Genomic DNA, 19020 nt, shown 5'->3' on the forward strand with positions numbered 1-19020 from the left:
CCGCATAGCGCCGGTTCGTGGCAGGCTGTCATCGTGCGGAGTCTGCTGGAGCCGGCGCGACGGGCCAAATACGCCCCTGCGCGGCAGCTCGCTAATCGGGATCTTGCTCAGGTGCTACGTGTGCTGGATGCGGATCCGGTCGCCTCGTGCATGGTCGCGGCACGCCTGCAAGAGTTCGGTTTGGACAACCGGTGCGGCCAAGGGGAGCTGTGGAGCAGGGGCGGCCCGTCGGAATCGCTGTGTTTCTCGGGTGCGAACCTGGTGCCGTTGCTGGGGGATCGTGGCGCACTGCGCGCGTTCGCCGACCGCGCTATGCGCTGGCCCCGCGTCTGTTCCTCGGTGGTCGGGCGCAGGGAACTGGCGTTGCCGCTGTGGGAGATGTTGACCGGGCACTGGGGTCCGGAACGTGAGCTACGCGGGGAACAACCGCTGCTGGCACTGGCCCAGCCACCAGTGGCCACGCCCGACGCGGAGGTACGCCGGGTGCGTCGCGACGAACTCGACCGCTACCTCTCGGCCGCGATCGCCATGTTCATCGAGGAGGTCGGCGTCGATCCGCGCGCGGGTGACGGCGGACGCGGCTATCGCCGCCGCATCCAGAGCTTGATCGAATCCGGCCGCGCCTGGGCTCGTTTCGAGGACGGGGAAGTGGTCTTCAAAGCGGAGGTCGGCTCGCTGTCCCGGCGCACGGGCCAGATCCAAGGCGTCTGGGTGCACCCGGATCATCGGGGGAAGGGGCATGGCACCGCGGGTACCGCGGCGGTCGCGAACGCCGTGGTCGCCTCCGGCCGCACTGCCAGCCTGTACGTGAACGACTACAACGCGATCGCTCGCCGCGCCTACAGCCGCGTCGGGTTCCGGCAGATCGCGACTTTCGCCACCGTGCTGGTCGACTGAGCGTGGCCGACTCCGCGGCGAATCCCGGAGTGCCGCAGGCGTTTGCCCATCAGTGACTATTACCATCGGTGCCGATGTCCACTCGGATGCTTCTCTCGGTCGCCGTCGCGGCCCTCACGGTGGCGGCCGCCGGTTGTGCGAGCAAGCCGCAGGGGCCGGTTCCCGTCGCGGACGCGTTCGTCAAAGCGTTCGCCGAGCACCGGGTCAGCGCCGCCGCCGACCTTACGAACCTGCCGGAAAAGGCAGACGCAGCATTGCGTTCCGCTTGGAATCAACTCCAGGCCGAACAGCTCACGGCGCGCACCGGTGCGGCGCGCGTGACCGGTGACACCGCGACCGTCGACTACACCTACGAGTGGCGGCTACCGAAGAACCGGACCTGGAAGTACTCGGGCCAGTTGCAGATGGGACGCAGCAACGGGCGCTGGATGGTCCGCTGGACCTCTTCCGACATCCATCCCAAACTCGGTGACACCCAGACCATGGCGTTGCGATCCGAGCCGCCGCCGCGGGCGCGGGTGAACGAGCAGTCCGGCAGCGACATCATGGTGCCCGGCAAGGTGTCCCGGGTCGCGTTCGTGGCGGCCGACGCCGCCGATCCGAAAAGTGTGGCCACCGTGCTCTCCGCCGCGCTGTACCGTTTCGACAAGTCGCTGACGCCGCAGTCGATTCTCGACGCGGCCGAGGCCGCGCACGGCGCCTACACGGTCGCGCTGCTCAACGATCTCGAATCCGCTGAGGTGACCACCGATCTGATCGGGTTGCCCGGCGTGACGTTGACCCAGCAGTGGGATCTGGTCGCCACCGATCGGGAGTTCGCGCCCGATCTGCTCACCCAGGTGCGTAAAACGGTGATCGCGGAAGTGGACGGCAAAGCGGGGTGGAGCGTGGTCACCTTGAACGCCAACGGCGCCGACACCGATGTCCTGATGGAGGTGCCCTCGCAACCCGCGCCGTCGTTCTCGCTCAGCGTCGACCGCAACGTGCAGAACGCCGCACAGCGTGCCGTGCAGGCGCGTACCGAGCAAACCATGATGGTGGTGCTGCGCCCGTCCACCGGCGCGATCCTGGCGGTCGCGCAGAACAAGGCCGCCGATCGAGATGGTCCCCTCGCGACGATCGGCCAGTATCCGCCCGGCTCGGTGTTCAAGACGGTGACCGCCGCCGCGGCCATGTCGAACGGCCTCGCGACCCCGGACACGGTGCTGCCGTGCCCCAGCCGAATTGTGATCGGGGAGCGGACCATCCCCAACTACAACCTGTTCACCGTCGGCAATGTGCCGATGTCCACGGCCTACGAGCGGTCCTGCAACACCTCGTTCGCCAAACTCGCCAGTGATCTGCCCGGTCCCGCGTTGCACGAGGCCGCCGCGAAGCTCGGTGTGGGACCCACGTATACGGTGGTGGGGCTGCCGACGACCACCGGTTCGGTGCCCGCCTCGGACGACCTGATCCAGCGCACCGAGGACGGCATCGGTCAGGGCAAAGTGGTGGTCAGCCCGTTCGGCATGGCGCTCATGGCAGCGACCGTCGCGCACGGCTCGGCGCCCGTGCCGTACCTGATCGCGGGGCGGCCCACCCAGGTCGATGGCGACCGTCCGCCCCTCGCTCCCGACGTCATCGAGGGACTGCGCACGATGATGCGCAAGGTGGTCCTGGGTGGTACGGCCGAGCGGATCGCCGATCAGGGCGAGGTCTACGGCAAGACCGGCGAAGCCGAAGTGGACGGCGGGTCGCACTCCTGGTTCGTCGGCTTCCGTGGCGACATCGCTTTCGCGACGCTGCTGGTCGAAGGGGGCAGTTCCGACAACGCCGTCGCGGTGACACGGGACATGCTGGCGGCGCTGCCACCCGGATACTGACGCATCGCCGCTCACACTGTCATTCACCGGAGGCCGGTCCGATCAGCAGATGCTCCAAGCTGACCGTGTGGTCGGAGTACTGGTCGACACCGATGACGGCGACGAAGTCGTGATCACCGGCACGCTGTTGCAGAGCCCCCCACGAGTGGGCCAGATACCACCCCGCTCCGGCGGTGCCTCGTGGACCCAAACCGCCGCAATGCATCCAGTAGCGGCCGGGATGCCGATCCGGGCTCGGGCGTACCCGGGCGACGACGCCGATGTTGCGGTCGTCGCCGGAGTCGTACCCGCTTCCGTCGGCCAGTCGCAGATGCACGGAACGGAAACCGTCCTCGGCGACGCTGTCGCGCACGGTGAACAGCGGACGCTCGACGGTGTCTAGATACAACCGCAGGCAGTCGTTGCCGGTCAGCCCGAAGCTGATGCACGGGCGGTCGCGGCGCGCGACGAGATCGCGGTCGCTGCGGACGTCGACCGGGATGCTGGTGTGGCGTTGCAGGAAGGAAAGCACATACAGCAATCCCCGCAGATCGTTCTCCGCCACCACCGACGGGAGGTCGACGTATCGGTTCCCGAACGCGCCGCCATGCTTCTGAAACACACGCTGCTGGCCGATGCCCGCCGCTCGAAGTGCTTGCGCGGCGGGCCGTGCCAACTCGAATGCCGAGTACACCAGCGTCGTTCCGTTGGTGATCATCTCGGCGCCGAGGAAAGCCTCGAGTGAGGCCTCGACGCCGGAGAATCCCGTCTCGTGCGAAGGGATGTCGACGGGTGCGGAGTTGGCCATCTGGAACAATCCCTCAACGGTCCAGCCCGGGAACATCCGCTCCAGCACTCGGCAGTGATAGTCGCGCGGCAGCCCGATCATGCGCCCGGACAACCACTGGTAATACTGCGCCTTCGCCGGCCCGTGCCCGGGCGGGATGGGCGGATCGAGCCGCGCCGCGCACCGGTCGTACGCGGCCAGAAAATCGTGATGACTCTTGAGATGCCGCTCCGCCAGCAGCATCTTGAGTACGGTCGCCAACGAAACCCCCTTAACCCCTGCAGCCTCCGTCCACGGTGGCGGAGACTCGTGTCGTAGTCGCTCGACCGCGACGAAGCTGGGCCGCCGGCAACAGCCTGCCGACGGCCCAGCCGCTTCAGCCGTCAGATGTAGGTGAACGCAAGACCATTACTGGTTCCTCCTGCAGTGGTGACGGTGAGTTGTACGGTGCCCGTTCCGGCGGGTGTGACCGCCGTGATCTGGAGCGCGGAGTCGACGGTGAACGACGCCGCCGGTGTGGCGCCGAAGTCGACGGAGGTTGCTCCGGTCAAATTCGTTCCGGCGATGACGACCGTCGTCCCGCCCGCCGCCGACCCCACGTTCGGCAGCGCCGTGATCAATGTGGGAACACCGAGGTAGGTGTAGGCGATTCCGTTGCTGGTACCTCCTGCGGTGGTGACGGTGACCTGTACGGTGCCGGTCCCCGCGGGTGCGACCGCGGTGATCTGCGTATCGGAGAGCACTGTGAACGAGGTGGCCGGTGTGCCGCCGAAGGTGACCGCGGTGGCGGTGGAGAGCCCCGTCCCGGTCAGGACGACGATCGTCCCACCGGCTTCCAATCCCACATTCGGCAGCACCGTGGTGAGGGTGGGGAGCGGAATGTAGGTGTAGGCCACGCCATTGCTGGTTCCGCCCGCTGTGGTGACGGTGAGTTGCACCGTTCCGGTTCCGGCGGGTGCGACGGCGGTGATCTGGGTGGCGGAGTCGACGGTGAACGAGGTCGCCGGTGTGGCACCGAAGTCGACCGCTGTGGCTCCGGTCAGCCCTGTGCCGGTGAGAACGACGATCGTACCGCCCGCTTCCACGCCCACATTCGGGACAGCTGCCGTCAGCGTGGGAACTGCGATGTAGGTGTATGGAAGGCCGTTGCTGGTTCCGCCGGATGTGGTGGCGGTGACCTGCACTGTACCGGTTCCGGCGGGTGCGACGGCGGTGATCTGCGTATTGGAGTCGACCGTGAACGAAGTCGCCGGTGTACCGCCGAAGTCCACCCCGGTGGTACCGGTCAGCCCGGTTCCCGTGATGACGACTGTTGTTCCGCCCGCGGCAGGTCCGATATTCGGGACCACCGTGGTGAGGGTGGGAACCGGAATGTAGGTGTAGGGCAGGCCGTTGCTGGTTCCGCCCGCTGTGGTGACGGTGACCGATACGGTTCCGGTTCCGGCGGGTGCGACGGCGGTGATCTGCGTATTGGAGTTGACCGTGAAGGAGGTCGCCGGGGTGCCACCGAAGGTGACCGCGGTAGCTGTCGACAACCCGGTGCCGGTGATGACGACCGTCGTCCCACCAGCTGCCACACCCGAATTCGGGACCACCGCGGTGAGGGTCGGGACCGCGACGTAGGTGTAGGCGACTCCGTTGCTGGTTCCACCGGGTGTGGTGGCGGTGACCGATACGGTTCCGGTTCCGGCGGGTGCGACGGCGGTGATCTGGGTGGCGGAGTTGACGGTGAACGAGGTCGCCGGTGTGGCACCGAAGGTGACCGCTGTGGCTCCGGTCAGTCCGGTTCCCGTGAGAACGACGGTTGTTCCGCCGGACACCGGTCCGACATTCGGGACCACCGTGGTGAGGGTGGGCACCGCGACGTAGGTGTAGGCGACTCCGTTGCTGGTTCCACCGGGTGTGGTGACGGTGACCGATACGGTTCCGGTTCCGGCGGGTGCGACGGCGGTGATCTGGGTGGCGGAATTGACGGTGAACGAAGTCGCCGGTGTGCCACCGAAGCTGACCGCAGTGGCTCCGGTCAGTCCCGTTCCCGTGAGAACGACCGTCGTTCCGCCCGACACTGGACCCACGTTCGGCACTACCGCTGTGAGGGCGGGAACGGCGATGTAGGTGTAGGCGACTCCGTTGCTCGTCCCGCCCGCAGTGGTGACGGTGACCGACACTGTTCCGGTTCCGGCGGGTGCGACGGCGGTGATCTGGGTCGCGGAGTTGACGGTGAACGAGGTCGCCGGTGTGGCACCGAAGGTGACCGCTGTGGCTCCGGTCAGGTTGGTTCCGGTGAGAATCACCGTTGTTCCGCCTGCGGCCGGTCCAGTGTTCGGGACCACCGTGGTGAGGGTGGGCACCGCGACGTAGGTGTAGGCGACGCCGTTACTGATTCCACCCGGTGTGGTGACCTTGACCGATACCGTTCCGGTTCCGGCCGGTGCGACGGCGGTGATCTGGGTGGCGGAATTGACGGTGAACGAGGTCGCCGGTGTGGCACCGAAGGTGACCGCTGTGGCTCCGGTCAGGTTGGTTCCGGTGAGAATCACCGTCGTCCCGCCGGTCACCGGCCCGGTGCTGGGGGCGATGCTCGTCAGCGTGGGCACCGCGGCGTAGGTGTAGGCGACTCCGTTGCTGGTTCCACCCGATCCGGTGACGGTGACCTGCACGGTGCCGGTCCCGGCGGGTGCGACGGCCGTGATCTGAGTCGGGGAGTTGATTGTGAAAAGCGTCGCGGTGCTGCCGAATCGCACCGACAGCGGGCCGGTGAACCCGGTACCGGTGATGATGACGCTGTTACCGCCCGCGGTGGGACCGGAAGTCGGCGAGATGGACGTGATCGTGGGGACCACGACATAGGTGTAGGGGACCGCGCCGCTGGTGCCGCCGGGACCGGTCACGGTGACCGGGACGATCCCCGTTCCGGCCGGGGTGACGGCCGTGATCTGCGTGTCGGAGACGACCGTGAAGGACGTAGCCGGTGTGCTGCCGAACGTGACCGCGGTGGCGCCGGTGAAGCCGGATCCGGTCAGAGTGACGGTCGTTCCGCCCGCGGTCGACCCCTGATTGGGAGTGATGCTGTTCAACGCGGGAACGGCGACATAGGTGTAGGGGAGCCCGTTGCTGGTCCCGCCCGAGTTGGTGACGGTGACCTGCACGGTGCCGACCGAACCGGCGGGGGCGACCGCAGTGATCTGGGTGGCGGAATCGAGCGTGAACGTGGTTGCGGTACTGCCGAATCGTACGGTGGTGGGACCGCCGAATCCGGTGCCCGTGATCGTGACGCTCGTACCACCGGTGGTCGGTCCCGATGTCGGGGACAGAGAGGTGATGGTAGGCATGGCGCTGCCTCCTTGTTTCCGTGGTGTTTGTTCCTCTGTCACCGGGGGCGCCGACAATTCCATGGCCCGGCTGGTTTCCATCTCACTCCGAGATACGGGGGCTGGCAACATGTCTGGAATCCGTTTTGGTCCGTTTTCGGATAGGTGCCGGCGTGTCTGTTTGCGAAGTGAACTACTTGGCACGCGTTGCGGCAGCGAAGTTTTCGGCGGCGACGCGACGCCGCCGATTATTCGCCGACGCGAAGCGGGTGGCCGGAGCGCGGAGAGCCGCGAACATTCGGCGACCACTGGAAAATGGCCTCGCGGTGTCCCGCTCGTCGAGCTCCTGTCCGCGTCACAGGAACAGTTCGGGCGGATCGTCGAATTCGATGCCCGCCTGCCGCACCCGGGTCACCATCTTCCGATCCCACTCGCGGTGTGCCCGCAGCGCCATGCGGAACTCGCCCATCTGCTCGGACATCTGCTGTGTCTGCGAAATGGCCAGGTCGCTGAGGACTTTCGCCGCGTCGGCCTTCGTCTTGGTCATGTTGGCGTCGACGTCGCCGCGCTTGAACCACGCCGTCACCGCCGCCGACAGCGCCGATGAGCTGGCGATGAGCACCAGCGCGGCGAAGAGCGGCGACTGCTGTACCAGGTTCATGACGCCTCCCTCACCTTCACCGCGTGCAACGTCCGCACGTCTTGCAGCACCTGGCGGCGCTTCCACAGGAACGCGACGCCCAGCGCGATCGGCAGCGGACCGCCGAGAAACGTGGCCGTGCCGAGGCTTCGGTTCTCGAGCTGCAACAGCAGCAGCTGCGCACCGAAGGCCACCAGGGACCAGCCGAGCGCCCCGAGACCGACCTGCTCGATCAGATACCCCCAGACGTGCCGGGCGAACAGACCGACCAGCGTCGTGGCGCAGCCGATCAGCATGAGAACCAGCCACAGTGTCCGGAGCCCCGACGGCATGGCCGCGGTCGCCGAATCAGGTGGCGGCCCGTAGACGCACTGCAAGAGCATCGAGGCGCCGAAGACAGCGCACAGCACCACCTCGAAGGGGTCGTGGCGGGTCTTCTCCTTGGTCGCTTTCATGCTGGTTCACCGCTGTCCGGTGGCGCCGGGCTGACCCGGTGGCGTGCCGACTCGACCGCGGGCAGGCCCAGCGCCGCCGCGATGATGGCGAGGACGAATCCGGAGAGGTCGGACGAGACAACGCCCTTGGCGACTCCGTACCCGATCAGCGCGACCAGCAGTGGGTACAACAATGCGCGGACGGGCTCGCTGTGCAGGAACGTGATTACTTTGTTCATCGGTTCTTTCCTTTCTTTCTTGCTGCGGCATCGACGGTGCCGCCGGCCGGTCTGGAAGCCCGATGACTGGAGAACTGTGCGCCGCACCCAGGTGTCGGGGTCCGTTGGGACACGGTCGCGAGTTCGGACCGTGTCGGTGTCGTGGAATCCACCCCGAGCGGGAACTAGTTGAACCCGTGTGCGGTGGAGGACGGTTCGTGATGCGATGCTGTCGCCCGCACCACCGCGATGCTGTCCACTCGAATGCCGGTCGCCACCGTGACACGAGAAGCCCGCGCGTGCCGTCCCGAAGACGGGGAGAGGAATGTAGGCATGGCGCTGCCTCTCTGTTTGCTGGTTCCTCCAAAGCGGGGGTGCCCGAAGCTGGTGTTGGATCGGTTAACTCCGTTATGCCCCAGGAACAGCGCGTCGGCAACGTGTAGGATGATCCGTTTTTGTCCGTTTTCCAGATTGTTGCCACGTGTTGACCAGCGCCGGGTACCGCGCCGGGAGCGCATCGTCGGGCCTTGCCCCGGAGTTGTTCTCGCCGACATGGCAGGCCGGGACTGTCGCCTTTGCTGCCGACTGTCCCTCCTGCGAACGGAATCCCGTCGCGCGCAGTCACTATCGGTGCCGGGCCGTTCCACGGCGCGTGGGCTACCGGGCACGTGGCCGGTGTCGGTCGCCGGTGTGAAGGAAGGATCCTGCTGTTGCGGGACGGTCTGCTCGAGAGGGACTGCGAGAAGCTCGCAGTGAATCAGGCGCTCAACGCGATCGGGCCGCCGCCGGATTCCCGGCGACGGCCCGTGGGCTGTCTCGATCAGACGTAGGTGTAGGTGACGCCGTTGCTGGTGCCACCCGAGCCGGTGACGGTGACCTGCACGGATCCGGTCGCACCTCCGGGAGCGATGGCGGTGATCTGCAACGCGGAGTCGACGGTGAAGGTCGTGGCGGTGCTGCCGAACCGGACGGTCAGCGGGCCGGTGAACCCGGTGCCGGAGATCGTGACGTTGTTGCCGCCCGATGCGGGACCCGAAGCAGGGGAGACCGCCGTGATGGTGGGCACCACGACATAGATGAAGGTGACCCCGTTGCTGGTGCCGCCCGGAGCGGTGACGGTGACCGACACGATGCCCGTGCCCGCCGGGGCGACGGCCGTGATCTGCGTATCCGAGTCGACGGTGAACGAAGTCGCCGGTGTGGTGCCGAAAGTGACGGCGGTGGCACCGGTCAGTCCGGACCCGGTGAGCGTGACCGACGTCCCGCCGGCGGTTGACCCCTGGCCGGGGGCGATGGAGGTCAAAGCCGGGACGGCGAGATAGGTGTAGGTGGCACCGTTGCTGGTTCCGCCCGAATCGCTGACCGTCACCTGTACCGCGCCGGCCGACCCCGCGGGAGCGACGGCCGTGATCTGTATGGCGGAGTCGATGGTGAAAGTCGTTGCGGTGGAGCCGAACCGCACGGTCAGCGGACCGGTGAACCCGGTGCCCGCGATCGTGACGCTGGTGCCTCCCGTGGTGGGGCCCGAGGTGGGTGTGATCGAAGTGATTGTGGGCACGGCGATGCCTCCTGGTTTCGTGGAGATTGTTTTCTCTACGCCGGGGGGAGGGCGCCCCGACTCACTCAGTGGCCCGGCTCTTTCCATTAGCGCCCACCGCCGCTACCTCGGCAATAAGTCAGCCACTCCGTTTTTGTCCGTTTTGAATCGGCGTGGGTTAGATGGCGCTCAGCAGAGTCCTAGTGGACCCAGCGACAGTTCCGAGGCGCCGGGGGCGCCACCGGTCTCCGACAGCATCTGTTTCGAGCCCGCTATCGTGGACCTCAACCGCGCTGTCGAGCGCGTTGCGTCGGAGGGGGATACGTTGACCGAGCGGAGCGGTGCCGGAATCGTCATGTGGGACAGGAGAGTCGGACTCGGCTGGGCTCCCACCGGCACGCTGGTTTGTCCTTCCCGTCGATCCGCGCAGGCAGGAACCGGAGCATGAACGGTCGGCCTCCACTGCTCCCGGCCGGTCCCGGGCGGGTTCTCGACGTCAAGGCCATCCTGGACGGAACCGTAGACATGAGCACCTACCGGCGCAAATACCTGGTCATCTGCGCACAGCCGCGACGCACTCTGGCATGGGACATGGGACTGACCAAGCCCGACCACAACGGAACCCTGTCGACTCTGACCGCCTGCATCGAATGGCTGGACGTGTACTTCGGCTGGGAACTGGTGAGCGTCTTCACCCGCCAGGTCGACAAGTACTACATCCACCACGCGATGCTGCGGCGTCGAGCCCCGCATCAGCAGATCTGAACCTCACTTCGCCGATCCCGCTGCGCTGTTCGGCGACCATGGTCGGTCGAAGAACGGTACAGCCGTCCGGCCCTACATCCTCCGGTCGGGGACGGTTCGTTCGGCGGCGATCCAGCGTCCGGTCGGCTTCATCGCCGCAAGGGCAAGAGCGATCAGCACGGGCGTCGCAAGGATGAGCAAAGCCGGTTTCCCCGTGTGGTCGACCATGGCGACGACGTAGATCACTCCGAGCACGGAATCGATGATCACAAGCACCCTACCGACTGTGGTGCGAAAGATCAGCAGGACCGCTCCGAGCACATAGAGGATGGCCGCGCCCCCGACCAACCCGAGGTTCAGGGCCATTTCGCCCGACCAGTACTTCCGGTTGTCGTATGCGAATGTGGCCCCAGAGAAGGTTCCGACGGCGCACATCAACCCAATGCTCAGTGTTATCGCAGCCGCGAAGATCGCGGTGGCGCCGCTGGGCGGGGGTGGTTCAGGACGGCCGAACCCCGGCGGCGGCAGCTCGCGGCTGACGCCGCCATACGGATACCCCATTGGAATCCCCCTTCTCTTTCGATCGGAAATCGCCTCACTGGTAGCTTCCACTGCCGAGTCGATCGCTACGACTTTGACACTCTTCTGGTCAGCTCGATGAGGAACTGAGCAGACTTATGTATGTCCTCATCCGTCAGATGCAGGATGCCATTCGCAGTTCGGGTTTCGGACTCAGTTATTCTCAGTTGACCATTCCAGTCTCCGATTCGGGTGGCAAAAACGACTTCGATACCGGGATTCTTCGTATCTGTACGCATATCCTGAACCCAAATCGATTCATTCAGTTCTGTCTTCTTCGTAAACCCTACGGCACGCTCAGTCGGGTCCAGGGCGTTCGGGGCATTCCGTAACGATATCCGGCCATTCGATCTCTGGCTCTCAGTGTTGATTACGGTGCAAATTCCGCCTGGCGAAATCGCTTCATTCAATCCGAAGAGCGGCACCGAATTCGTGCCAACTGCGCCCAGTTGTTTACCGAAGAAAGTCAGCAGCGAATCGCACAGACCGCCCTGTGTCATGGTCGTCAGCGGCTCCGGGTGCGGCGGCGAAGGTGAAGGTGAGAGTGACACGGAGCAGCCGGTTGTCAGCGCAGCAGCGATTGCGGCCACCGTAATAAATCGAAAGATCCCGATCATAGTTGGAGCTTCCCATCAGTTTTCAAGCCTGGTCTCGCTGTTCTTGAACTCCAGTGCCCAAGCCGTCGATACTGGCAGTCAATTCGAAGCGTGGACGAGTGGTGGGATCGTCACCGCGGCGCTCGCTCTACTTATAAGTCGCGAAACAGGATTCGTTTGCAATGGACGGTCACCGACTTTCCGGGTGGGCGGCTTCGAGGCGTTGGAGGACGGGGTGATCCAGACTCAGAAATGGCTGGCCCGGCCGGCGGGGTGGGTGGTCGGTGATGTCGTCAACCTTTCAGTTTTCGGATCATGTCGACGAGAAGCCGTGCGCCGACTTGGGTGCCTTGATCGTCACCATTCTTGAATCCCAATTTCCCCTCCCACCCGTCGATGTCGGCGATCAGTTCGAACCAGGGGCGTGCAGTGGCAGGATCCGCATAGTCTGGTATGGGCTTTGCAATTTCCGTGACACGAACCCCATCAACGGTCAAAGTTCGGGATGAATGCTCCACCTGTTGCGGGGACGTGATCGCATCGGCGGAATGCAGAAGAGAGACGTAACCCAAATAATTTTGGTCGGACGTCCGATAACTGCATCCATTGCCGAAACTGATCTTCTCGGTCATCGGCTTGGTGGCATCGACGCTGACTTCGATTTTATTGGCATCATATCTGGTGGCGAAGAACTGTCTCGGAAAATCGCACAGTTCCTGAATCGAATGGCTGCTCTCTGGCGTTATCTCTTTCTCTGGATGCGTGTGCGGAAGTAGGCCGCAGCCGGAAAGTAGCATCATCGGCATCGCGACCGCTGTAAGCCCAGATAGTTTCACAGTGCGGCCCACTCCGGTCCGGGGATTTCTGTGTCGAAATCTCTCGAGGAGCTCTGTGGCCATCGGTTGTCGTGAAAACCCTTCTGATTGGCTGTGGATTCCTGTATTCGGTTGATATTCTGTTTCTCGGTCAACAATGCCGCGAAGAGTTTCTTCCCGTAATCGACCGCTTTCTTGATGATTCCGCCAAGGGCGTCGATTGCCTCCGCGATTCCCCATGGTGCAGCGATACCTGTTGCGATCTTGGATATAGCCATGCCGAAGTCGACCAAGAATTCAACTATGTCCTGAACTATCGTCGAGTAGAACTCCCAGGCTGAATTCGCTACCATGCCTAGACTGTCGGCGACCTTATCGCAGATTGCTTTTGCCGAATCCATGGCGGTGTCCTGAAGCGTGCGTGCCGCGCCGTATCGAAGTGCGGCCCCACCCTGCCAGTAGCCCAGAACGTTGCCCTTATTGACTTCGTTGTTCTGGGCTTCACCGATCTTGGCTTTCAGCACAAGCCATTCTTCGCTCGTTTTTAAGAACGCGACGGGTGCTCGCATGCCTTCGATAGCATCGTGCAGGTTCGCCAGCAGTTCGCGAATCTTTGCCTTGATTTCCTCCTTATGTTCTTGCATGTAGCCTGTGAGGTCGTCGTGGGTAATCGCCCCGTAGGCGGCTCCGACGGCTCCGGTGATCGGTGAGAGGAGGAATGGGGTTCCTACGGCTGCTCCTTCCAGTGCCGCTGCTGCAGTCGCGGCCTTATCGAACGCGTCGTCAACTTTGGCGGGCTGGTTTCGTATCTCCTCGACCTTGTCGGCGAATTGGTCGAGTACAGTATTGATCTCGTCGAGACTTTTTGTAACTCCCACGATTATCCCTCGTCGAGTTTGATCAGAACGTTTGCAAAGTTTTGGTCGTGCTCCGCATACACTTTGGCAACGTGCGCGAGGACGTCTCCGATCGATTGTGTCTCAGCACGTCCCTCGGTCAGTCTGTCCTGCATGTATTGCGCGGCTGCGACCTGGGCGGTCCAAGCCTCCTGATACAAGGCCCATACGACTTCTCTATTACTGTCTCGGATTTCCTCTGCCTTTTGTGCGGCATCATCGAGGTGATCGGATGCACGTACCCAAGCATTGGAGGCGAAAACCAGCTGATTGAGATCCACCGAAAAATCGACCATCAGATACTCCTCATTAGGTACTTCTTGTACTCTTCGAGCTCGTATTCGAGTTCGTCGTCGGAGCGCTGGCCCCATGACCCATCTTCATGGAACTTTGGACGCTGACGGCGTATTTGGTCAGCGCAGTCAAGGATATCGTGGGCGATATACGATGGACTGACAGTTGCCGCCCAGTTGGAATCGATATCGATCCTGCTGATACGAGAGATGCTTGCTGTCACCGTAACAGAATGCGATCCGAAATCGGTCCATGGGCCCCGGCCAATGAATACGTCATGCCCCCGGAGAGCTCGCTCTACCGTCTCGAATTCTGTAAGCGTCTGTGTATCCAGCAGTGTGATCATTTGCGCACGACGAGAGGGGGATGCGCTCAGTGCGGCGAACTTGCCCTGGGCGATGATAGGTGCATCGTGGCGCCAGAGGGCGATGTAGTAGCAGGTCATCGCGGCGGCGGAGAGATCCGGTGGATCCAAGCGGGCGTGCAGGTTCCGGTCCGCGTCGACGGTGATGGGAAGGCGACCGTCATCCAGATTCATCGTGAAGAAACCCGCACCGATCAGGCGAATATCCACCTGCTCAGTCACCAATCCCACCTCGCATCGGGGGCATGTGCACTTCAGTCCTCACTGCGGCATCCTCTCCTCGGTGCTGTCGGTCGACCTACAGCGGTTCTCTGTACTACTTGGACGTCGGGTGACCGGGTTCGGTTCCAGTGGATCGCTACCAGTTTTCGGGGCGGGCGGCGGCGAGGCGTTGGAGGGCTTGGTCGATCCAGGTTGTGAAGTGGGTGGTCAGGTCGGTGGGGGTGGTGGGGCGGACGGTGATGTGGTCGGTGCGGTGTTCGGTGTAGCGGCCGTCGGTGGAGATGTCGTGCCACTGGAGGACTTTGGTGGGTTTGGTGTGGGTGTGCAGGGGGGCGGTGATGAGGACGGCGGTGCCGCCGCCGTCGACGGGGCGGCCGAGGAGGCGCTGGTATTGCTCGCGGGGGGTGTTGCGGGCGTTGTCCCGGAGGTAGGTGTCGCGGCGGGGGATCAGGTCGTCGGGGTGGAAGGTGGCGGGTTTCTCCGCACCGGGGGTGCAGGCGGGGATGGCGTTGACGAGACGTGCCGGGAGTTGTTCGGCGGGGAACATGCGGGCGCGGATCGGGCCGTGCTCGTGTTGGTTGCCCGCTTGGCTGAGGACGACGGCGCGGTAGCTGTCGCGGGCGCCGAGGATTCGGTACTCGCGGATGTCGTCGGGGCCGGTGCTGTTCTTGTGCTTGCAGGTGCCGCCGAGGATCTCGATTCGGAGATCGGAGTCGCCGAGGGTGTGGAAGGCCGCGGCGATCTCGTCCAGTTCGTCCGCGGTGTAGCGCTCCCATACGGCGGCGCGGTGGGCGGCGAAGTCGTCGCGGAAGGCGAAACGGCTGGTGTAGCGCAGTGGGCTGGGGATGCGATCGTGCGCGTCGCCGTACCAGAGAGCGGCGAAGTCGTCCGGTTCCCAGGTCCATTCAGCCATGTGAGGTCCAATCCGGCCGCGTCGGAGCGGCCAATATCCACGCACGCCCGCTACCAATGGCTGCGGGCGTGCGCCGAGTCGAGAAGTATGCGGCCGATCAGTCGGGCGTGCCGCCGATGACGCCATCCGGCAGAGTTCTCGGAGGCTCACCGAGCAGCTCGTCGGTGTTCTCCTGGGTGATCAGGTAGTCCGGTATTTTGTGCTCGGATTCGTCGTCCTTGCCGCCGCGAGAGCCGTGCGGCATCATGCCCGACGTTCCGCTCGTGCCTCGCAGACCTGAGGTGGTCCGCGCGGCGGCTGCCGGATTCACGGATGTGTTCGGCGTTCCCGGTGTGCCCGCGATGCTGCGGCCCGGTTGCGGCTGGTTCGTTGTGCCGGGCGTGCCGGGGCTGCCCGGTGTGCCCGGGCTGTGTGGGGTCGGGGTGCCCGTCGACGTGGTCTTAGTCGGGTCCGTGGTGGAGGCGGGCGTCGTCGACGTTGGGTCGACACCTGCGGGCTTGGTCGTGGTATCGGACGCCGTCGTGTCGGAGGATTGCTGATTCTGGGTCGACTCGTCGGTGGACTGCTGCTGTTCCTCGGTGCTCGCCGTATCGGGCTTGCCGTCGCCGTCCTTGTCGCCGGGAGTACCGGAATCGGTGCTGGTAGGACCGTTGCCGGAGTCGTTCGACGAGGGGCCCCCGCTACCGTCGCTGTGGTATCCGCCCGGAGGGGGCGCCGGGATGTCTACCGACGCGGTCGGGCCGACCGGAGTGGGCAGCACCGGAATCTTGCCGTCCATCTCGCTGAACGGTTGGACGTAGTATTCCTGCATCGCGACCCGCGCGGACTGCTCGGCCAGGAAGCGTTCGCTGGACAGATTCCAGCGCCTCGGATGGAAGATGCGATCCTCGAACGGGATATTGACGAGGTCGGGGATAGCCTTCTTCGTATCGGTGATTGCGGTGGCGGCGTCGCGAACGCGGTAGTACAGCTCCTCGAGTGATGTCGTCAGATTCTGCGCGTCGCTGGTGTATTTGGCGATGGAACTCTTGGACTGTTCCGCTGCGGGGCCGGACCAGGCTTGCGCAATGGAAGTCTGGATGGAGCGTGCGAAAGTTTCAACACCTCGCTCCCACTCGTTGCGAGCTTGCCAATATGTGTCAGCTTGCGTGAACGTGTTGGTGGGGTCGAGCGGCTTGAACGTGTCGTTGATGCGGGAGTGTTCCCAGCTGTCGGGGTGCTCACCACCGTTCGGGATGCGCTTGTTCTCGTAGCCGTTCATTTGTCGGTTCCATTCGGGAGCCTGGGCGGTGAGAACTGGACTCCGACGGGCGGGCGCTCGGGCAGGGTGGTGTTCAACCGGTTGAAATCTGCGGCAAAGTCACTGTCTACCTGCATGATTCGATCACGGGCGAGTCTATGCACCTCTTGGATGTCCTCGACGATCCGATAGTGATCTTCCATGATCTGATGGACGCTGTTCCGGTCCTCGGCCCCCCGAGCCTTCTTCTTGAATCTATCGACCAGGGTTTCTGCCGAGACCATGTCGGCGTTACCCTCGCCCAAGCCCCAGCGATCCTGCCCTGACACAAGTTCCATGGAAGCTTGGATTTTCCGAATGGAAATCTTGAAATACTCGCAGTCACGGTCTATGTAGATGAAGTCCTCTGCGGACATCTGGATACCTAGCTGGCCCTCTTGTGCGGCGTTCAAGATGTTGGCCATAGGCCGAGGCGGCTGCGCATTGTCGTCCCCCATGTACGGTTCCCTCCCGGTCAAATCGATCGCTTCGACGTATGTCAAACAGTGGCAGGCATTGTCGGCACTACCTTCTCCGCCAGAGTTTTCGCGAGCGCGCAGGAGTCGAGTTGGCCGGTCTTGCGATTCGACGGTGGGTTGCTGAGGAAGAATTCCAGGCTTCCGCCCTTCATCTCCACATTGATCGTGCATACGGCGTTGAGGTGCTCCTCGACCTGCCGTGTCGAGATCGCTCGGCGACCGCCGATCGCGTATTCGCGGGTATCTGCGAACTTCTTGTCCCGCACCATGTCAACGGTGAGATTCGTTGTGCGGATGGTCGGTACGTATCCATCAGGCTGCGCCCACATACAACCACGCCACTTGATTCCCCCCGATGCGTTGGCGTCCTTCTTATCCTTACTGCGCAGGTTCTCTGAATCGAGCACAGTTTGCGGGATGTCGGTGCACGGGTCGTAGCCAGTGGGTGCGTCAGGGGCGAAGCTCGGAAGGGCGGAGGAGATTCCGGTCGGTGAGGCATCATCATCGGCCGGACCACAGCCCGCCAGAACGAGTGCGGCACCGACGGCGAGGATGGTCAATTGCCGCGAAGTCCGCCCTGATGTCATTGGTTCCCCTCGCACCGGTTGTTCCTGGCCTCTCCAGGGCCGGACCGGCTCCTCCGCCCCCTGCAGTGAATGTTGACGCTACCGGCGGCGTTTCCGGGGTGCAAGCGACCTGACATGCATCACCTGCGAGGGACCCACCCTGGTTCAACGAGTGCCCCGGCCTCGCGCGAGCAAGAGGCCGGGGCATGGACGAGCGGCTGGGGTTACAACTGCGATGGGCCTAGTTCTCCGCTGGCTATGCGTGCGGTGAATGAGTCCCACCCGCGTGAGTTGAACACTAGAGCCGGTCCGGCGGCATTCTTCGAGTCGCGTACACCCACCGAGCCTCCCCGCAGGAACGCGACCTCAACGCAGTCTTTCTCGGCACTGCTGTAGCTGCTCTTGAACCAGTTGGCATCGGATAGGCTGGCGTTCACTCGGCGTACTCCTTCGCGATCTGGTCGATGAGAGTCCGGCTTCGCTCCTGGTCGAGTGCCGATCGCTGGATACCGGCGTACGTCTGGCGATACCGCCGGATCTCCTCGGGCTTCTCAAGATACAGGTCGCCCGTGAGCCCCTGCATGTAAACGACTGGCGGCTCGGCGAGGTGGGCGGTCGGGTGCTTGGGGAAGTCGAGCATTACAAACGAGCCGGCACCCAGGCCCGCGTACGCATGCGCTGCCAGGGGGACTACTCGCACTGAAACATTCGGTCGCTCACCGACACTCATCAGATGTCGAAGCTGCCGCTCCATGACTGAAGGACCGCCGATCGCGCGTCGGAGTGCGGATTCATCGACAACAGCCTCCACGAGTACAGGGTTGGAGTCGTCGTCCACGCGAGCCTTTCGCTGCCTGAACATCTCGATCCTTCGTTCGACTTCAGACCCGGGTATGGAGGGAAGGTCGACCCAGATAAGGGCCCGTCGATACTCATCGGTTTGCAAGAGTCCGGGCAGGAGGGTGGTCTGGTAAGAGACCAGACGCTTGGCAACTGCCTCCAGCTCCACAAAAAGGCTGAACTCCGCGGCGATGGTGTCACCGTATGCATGCCACCACCCCGTGTGTTTGGTCTCCTCGACCAGGTTGAGCAGGATAGCGGTGCGTTCTTCCGACGCGCCGTAGACCTGGCACAGCCGCTCGATGAACAGCGGATGCAGCCGGACCGGTTGCCCGGTCTCCATCCGCCAGAGGGTCTGCTTGCCCACGTCGATCGCGTCGCGGGCGTACTCCGCGCTGACGCCTGACTCGATCCGCAGCTCGCGCAGCTGCCGCCCCAGCATGCGGCGGGGGAGACTGGATCCGGTTGAACTCACGACGAAATCCCTTTCGTAGCCGAACTAGTGGTCGGGTACCTAACTGGAACCTTGTGGCGGGGGGCCTTGGAACCTGGGCCGTTTCCGCCCGATTCCACCACTGAGAACATTCCCGCCCAGCGATATCCGGTGCTTCACTGAACGCGCCCGGACCCAATCGAAGAAGTGCTGAAACCTTAACCGCGCCAACGGTTCCAGGTCCAGCGACCGGGATTTTCGCGTACCGAACTATGTGAATCGAGGCTGGCGAATGAATCATGCGGCATTCGCGGACACTCCCGCGTCCCGCTGCG

At 63.9% G+C, this 19020-nt stretch carries 21 protein-coding genes; 3 read left to right on the forward strand and 18 right to left on the reverse strand.

The window, feature by feature from the left end; all coding sequences use genetic code 11:
- Positions 1-33 precede the first annotated feature (33 nt).
- Both ABZ824_RS03035 and ABZ824_RS03040 read left to right on the forward strand, forming a co-directional pair.
- Positions 34-897, forward strand: a complete 864-nt coding sequence (locus ABZ824_RS03035; protein WP_355069946.1) for a GNAT family N-acetyltransferase — start codon at positions 34-36, stop codon at positions 895-897.
- A gap of 74 nt (positions 898-971) precedes the next feature.
- Positions 972-2759: a penicillin-binding transpeptidase domain-containing protein gene (locus tag ABZ824_RS03040; protein WP_356961330.1), complete on the forward strand. Its 1788-nt coding sequence runs from the start codon at positions 972-974 to the stop codon at positions 2757-2759.
- A gap of 19 nt (positions 2760-2778) precedes the next feature.
- Here the strand turns inward: ABZ824_RS03040 and ABZ824_RS03045 are convergent, their stop codons facing one another.
- The 6 genes from ABZ824_RS03045 to ABZ824_RS03070 all read right to left on the reverse strand — a co-directional run bounded on the left by ABZ824_RS03045 (position 2779) and on the right by ABZ824_RS03070 (position 9686).
- A complete protein-coding gene (locus ABZ824_RS03045) occupies positions 2779-3786 on the reverse strand; it encodes a hypothetical protein (protein ID WP_356961332.1) in 1008 nt (335 codons plus the stop codon).
- Between the two features lie 122 nt (positions 3787-3908).
- Positions 3909-6857, reverse strand: a complete 2949-nt coding sequence (locus tag ABZ824_RS03050) for an IPT/TIG domain-containing protein (protein WP_356961334.1) — start codon at positions 6855-6857, stop codon at positions 3909-3911.
- Between the two features lie 334 nt (positions 6858-7191).
- Positions 7192-7497 carry a hypothetical protein gene (locus ABZ824_RS03055; RefSeq protein WP_356961335.1) on the reverse strand — a complete coding sequence of 102 codons (306 nt, stop codon included), beginning with the start codon at positions 7495-7497 and terminating at the stop codon, positions 7192-7194.
- Positions 7494-7931, reverse strand: a complete 438-nt coding sequence (locus ABZ824_RS03060; protein WP_355069954.1) for a hypothetical protein — start codon at positions 7929-7931, stop codon at positions 7494-7496. The genes ABZ824_RS03055 and ABZ824_RS03060 overlap by 4 nt, the downstream gene beginning before the upstream one ends.
- On the reverse strand, positions 7928-8149 hold the full coding sequence (locus tag ABZ824_RS03065; protein ID WP_355069956.1) for a hypothetical protein: 222 nt from the start codon (positions 8147-8149) through the stop codon (positions 7928-7930). The genes ABZ824_RS03060 and ABZ824_RS03065 overlap by 4 nt, the downstream gene beginning before the upstream one ends.
- A 799-nt stretch (positions 8150-8948) precedes the next feature.
- The gene (locus ABZ824_RS03070) at positions 8949-9686 is read right to left on the reverse strand and encodes an IPT/TIG domain-containing protein (protein WP_356961338.1); all 738 of its coding nucleotides are present in this window, start codon (positions 9684-9686) and stop codon (positions 8949-8951) included.
- A 423-nt stretch (positions 9687-10109) separates the two neighbouring features.
- Here ABZ824_RS03070 and ABZ824_RS03075 point away from each other — a divergent pair, with 423 nt between their 5' ends.
- On the forward strand, positions 10110-10430 hold the full coding sequence (locus tag ABZ824_RS03075) for a hypothetical protein (RefSeq protein WP_356961339.1): 321 nt from the start codon (positions 10110-10112) through the stop codon (positions 10428-10430).
- 72 nt (positions 10431-10502) lie between these two features.
- On the opposite strand, the gene ABZ824_RS03080 is transcribed toward ABZ824_RS03075, so the two are convergent.
- The 12 genes from ABZ824_RS03080 to ABZ824_RS03135 form a co-directional block, all read right to left on the reverse strand.
- Positions 10503-10970 carry a hypothetical protein gene (locus ABZ824_RS03080; protein WP_356961340.1) on the reverse strand — a complete coding sequence of 156 codons (468 nt, stop codon included), beginning with the start codon at positions 10968-10970 and terminating at the stop codon, positions 10503-10505.
- A 65-nt stretch (positions 10971-11035) separates the two neighbouring features.
- Positions 11036-11605 (reverse strand): hypothetical protein, encoded by a 570-nt coding sequence (locus ABZ824_RS03085; protein WP_356961341.1) that lies wholly within the window; start codon positions 11603-11605, stop codon positions 11036-11038.
- Between the two features lie 272 nt (positions 11606-11877).
- Positions 11878-12390 carry a hypothetical protein gene (locus ABZ824_RS03090; protein WP_356961343.1) on the reverse strand — a complete coding sequence of 171 codons (513 nt, stop codon included), beginning with the start codon at positions 12388-12390 and terminating at the stop codon, positions 11878-11880.
- Positions 12391-12416: 26 nt separating this feature from the next.
- The gene (locus ABZ824_RS03095; protein ID WP_356961344.1) at positions 12417-13277 is read right to left on the reverse strand and encodes a hypothetical protein; all 861 of its coding nucleotides are present in this window, start codon (positions 13275-13277) and stop codon (positions 12417-12419) included.
- Positions 13278-13279: 2 nt separating this feature from the next.
- Complete coding sequence (locus ABZ824_RS03100; protein ID WP_356961345.1) at positions 13280-13591, reverse strand: hypothetical protein; 312 nt, start codon at positions 13589-13591, stop codon at positions 13280-13282.
- Positions 13591-14175 (reverse strand): hypothetical protein, encoded by a 585-nt coding sequence (locus ABZ824_RS03105; protein WP_356961347.1) that lies wholly within the window; start codon positions 14173-14175, stop codon positions 13591-13593. The genes ABZ824_RS03100 and ABZ824_RS03105 overlap by 1 nt, the downstream gene beginning before the upstream one ends.
- A 136-nt stretch (positions 14176-14311) precedes the next feature.
- Positions 14312-15088 carry an ESX secretion-associated protein EspG gene (locus ABZ824_RS03110; RefSeq protein ID WP_356961348.1) on the reverse strand — a complete coding sequence of 259 codons (777 nt, stop codon included), beginning with the start codon at positions 15086-15088 and terminating at the stop codon, positions 14312-14314.
- 97 nt (positions 15089-15185) lie between these two features.
- Positions 15186-16349 (reverse strand): hypothetical protein, encoded by a 1164-nt coding sequence (locus ABZ824_RS03115; protein WP_356961350.1) that lies wholly within the window; start codon positions 16347-16349, stop codon positions 15186-15188.
- Positions 16346-16825 (reverse strand): hypothetical protein, encoded by a 480-nt coding sequence (locus ABZ824_RS03120; RefSeq protein ID WP_356961351.1) that lies wholly within the window; start codon positions 16823-16825, stop codon positions 16346-16348. The genes ABZ824_RS03115 and ABZ824_RS03120 overlap by 4 nt, the downstream gene beginning before the upstream one ends.
- Positions 16826-16866: 41 nt before the next feature.
- Positions 16867-17406 (reverse strand): DUF3558 domain-containing protein, encoded by a 540-nt coding sequence (locus ABZ824_RS03125; protein WP_356961352.1) that lies wholly within the window; start codon positions 17404-17406, stop codon positions 16867-16869.
- 230 nt (positions 17407-17636) lie between these two features.
- Positions 17637-17849, reverse strand: coding sequence for a DUF397 domain-containing protein (locus ABZ824_RS03130; RefSeq protein WP_356961354.1), 213 nt, complete (start codon positions 17847-17849; stop codon positions 17637-17639).
- Positions 17846-18727 carry a helix-turn-helix transcriptional regulator gene (locus ABZ824_RS03135; protein WP_356961355.1) on the reverse strand — a complete coding sequence of 294 codons (882 nt, stop codon included), beginning with the start codon at positions 18725-18727 and terminating at the stop codon, positions 17846-17848. Before ABZ824_RS03135 ends, ABZ824_RS03130 begins: the two co-directional genes overlap by 4 nt.
- Positions 18728-19020: the final 293 nt, after the last annotated feature.

This window comes from Nocardia sp. NPDC047038 (assembly GCF_040644075.1).
GTDB classification, from domain to species: domain Bacteria; phylum Actinomycetota; class Actinomycetes; order Mycobacteriales; family Mycobacteriaceae; genus Nocardia; species Nocardia sichangensis.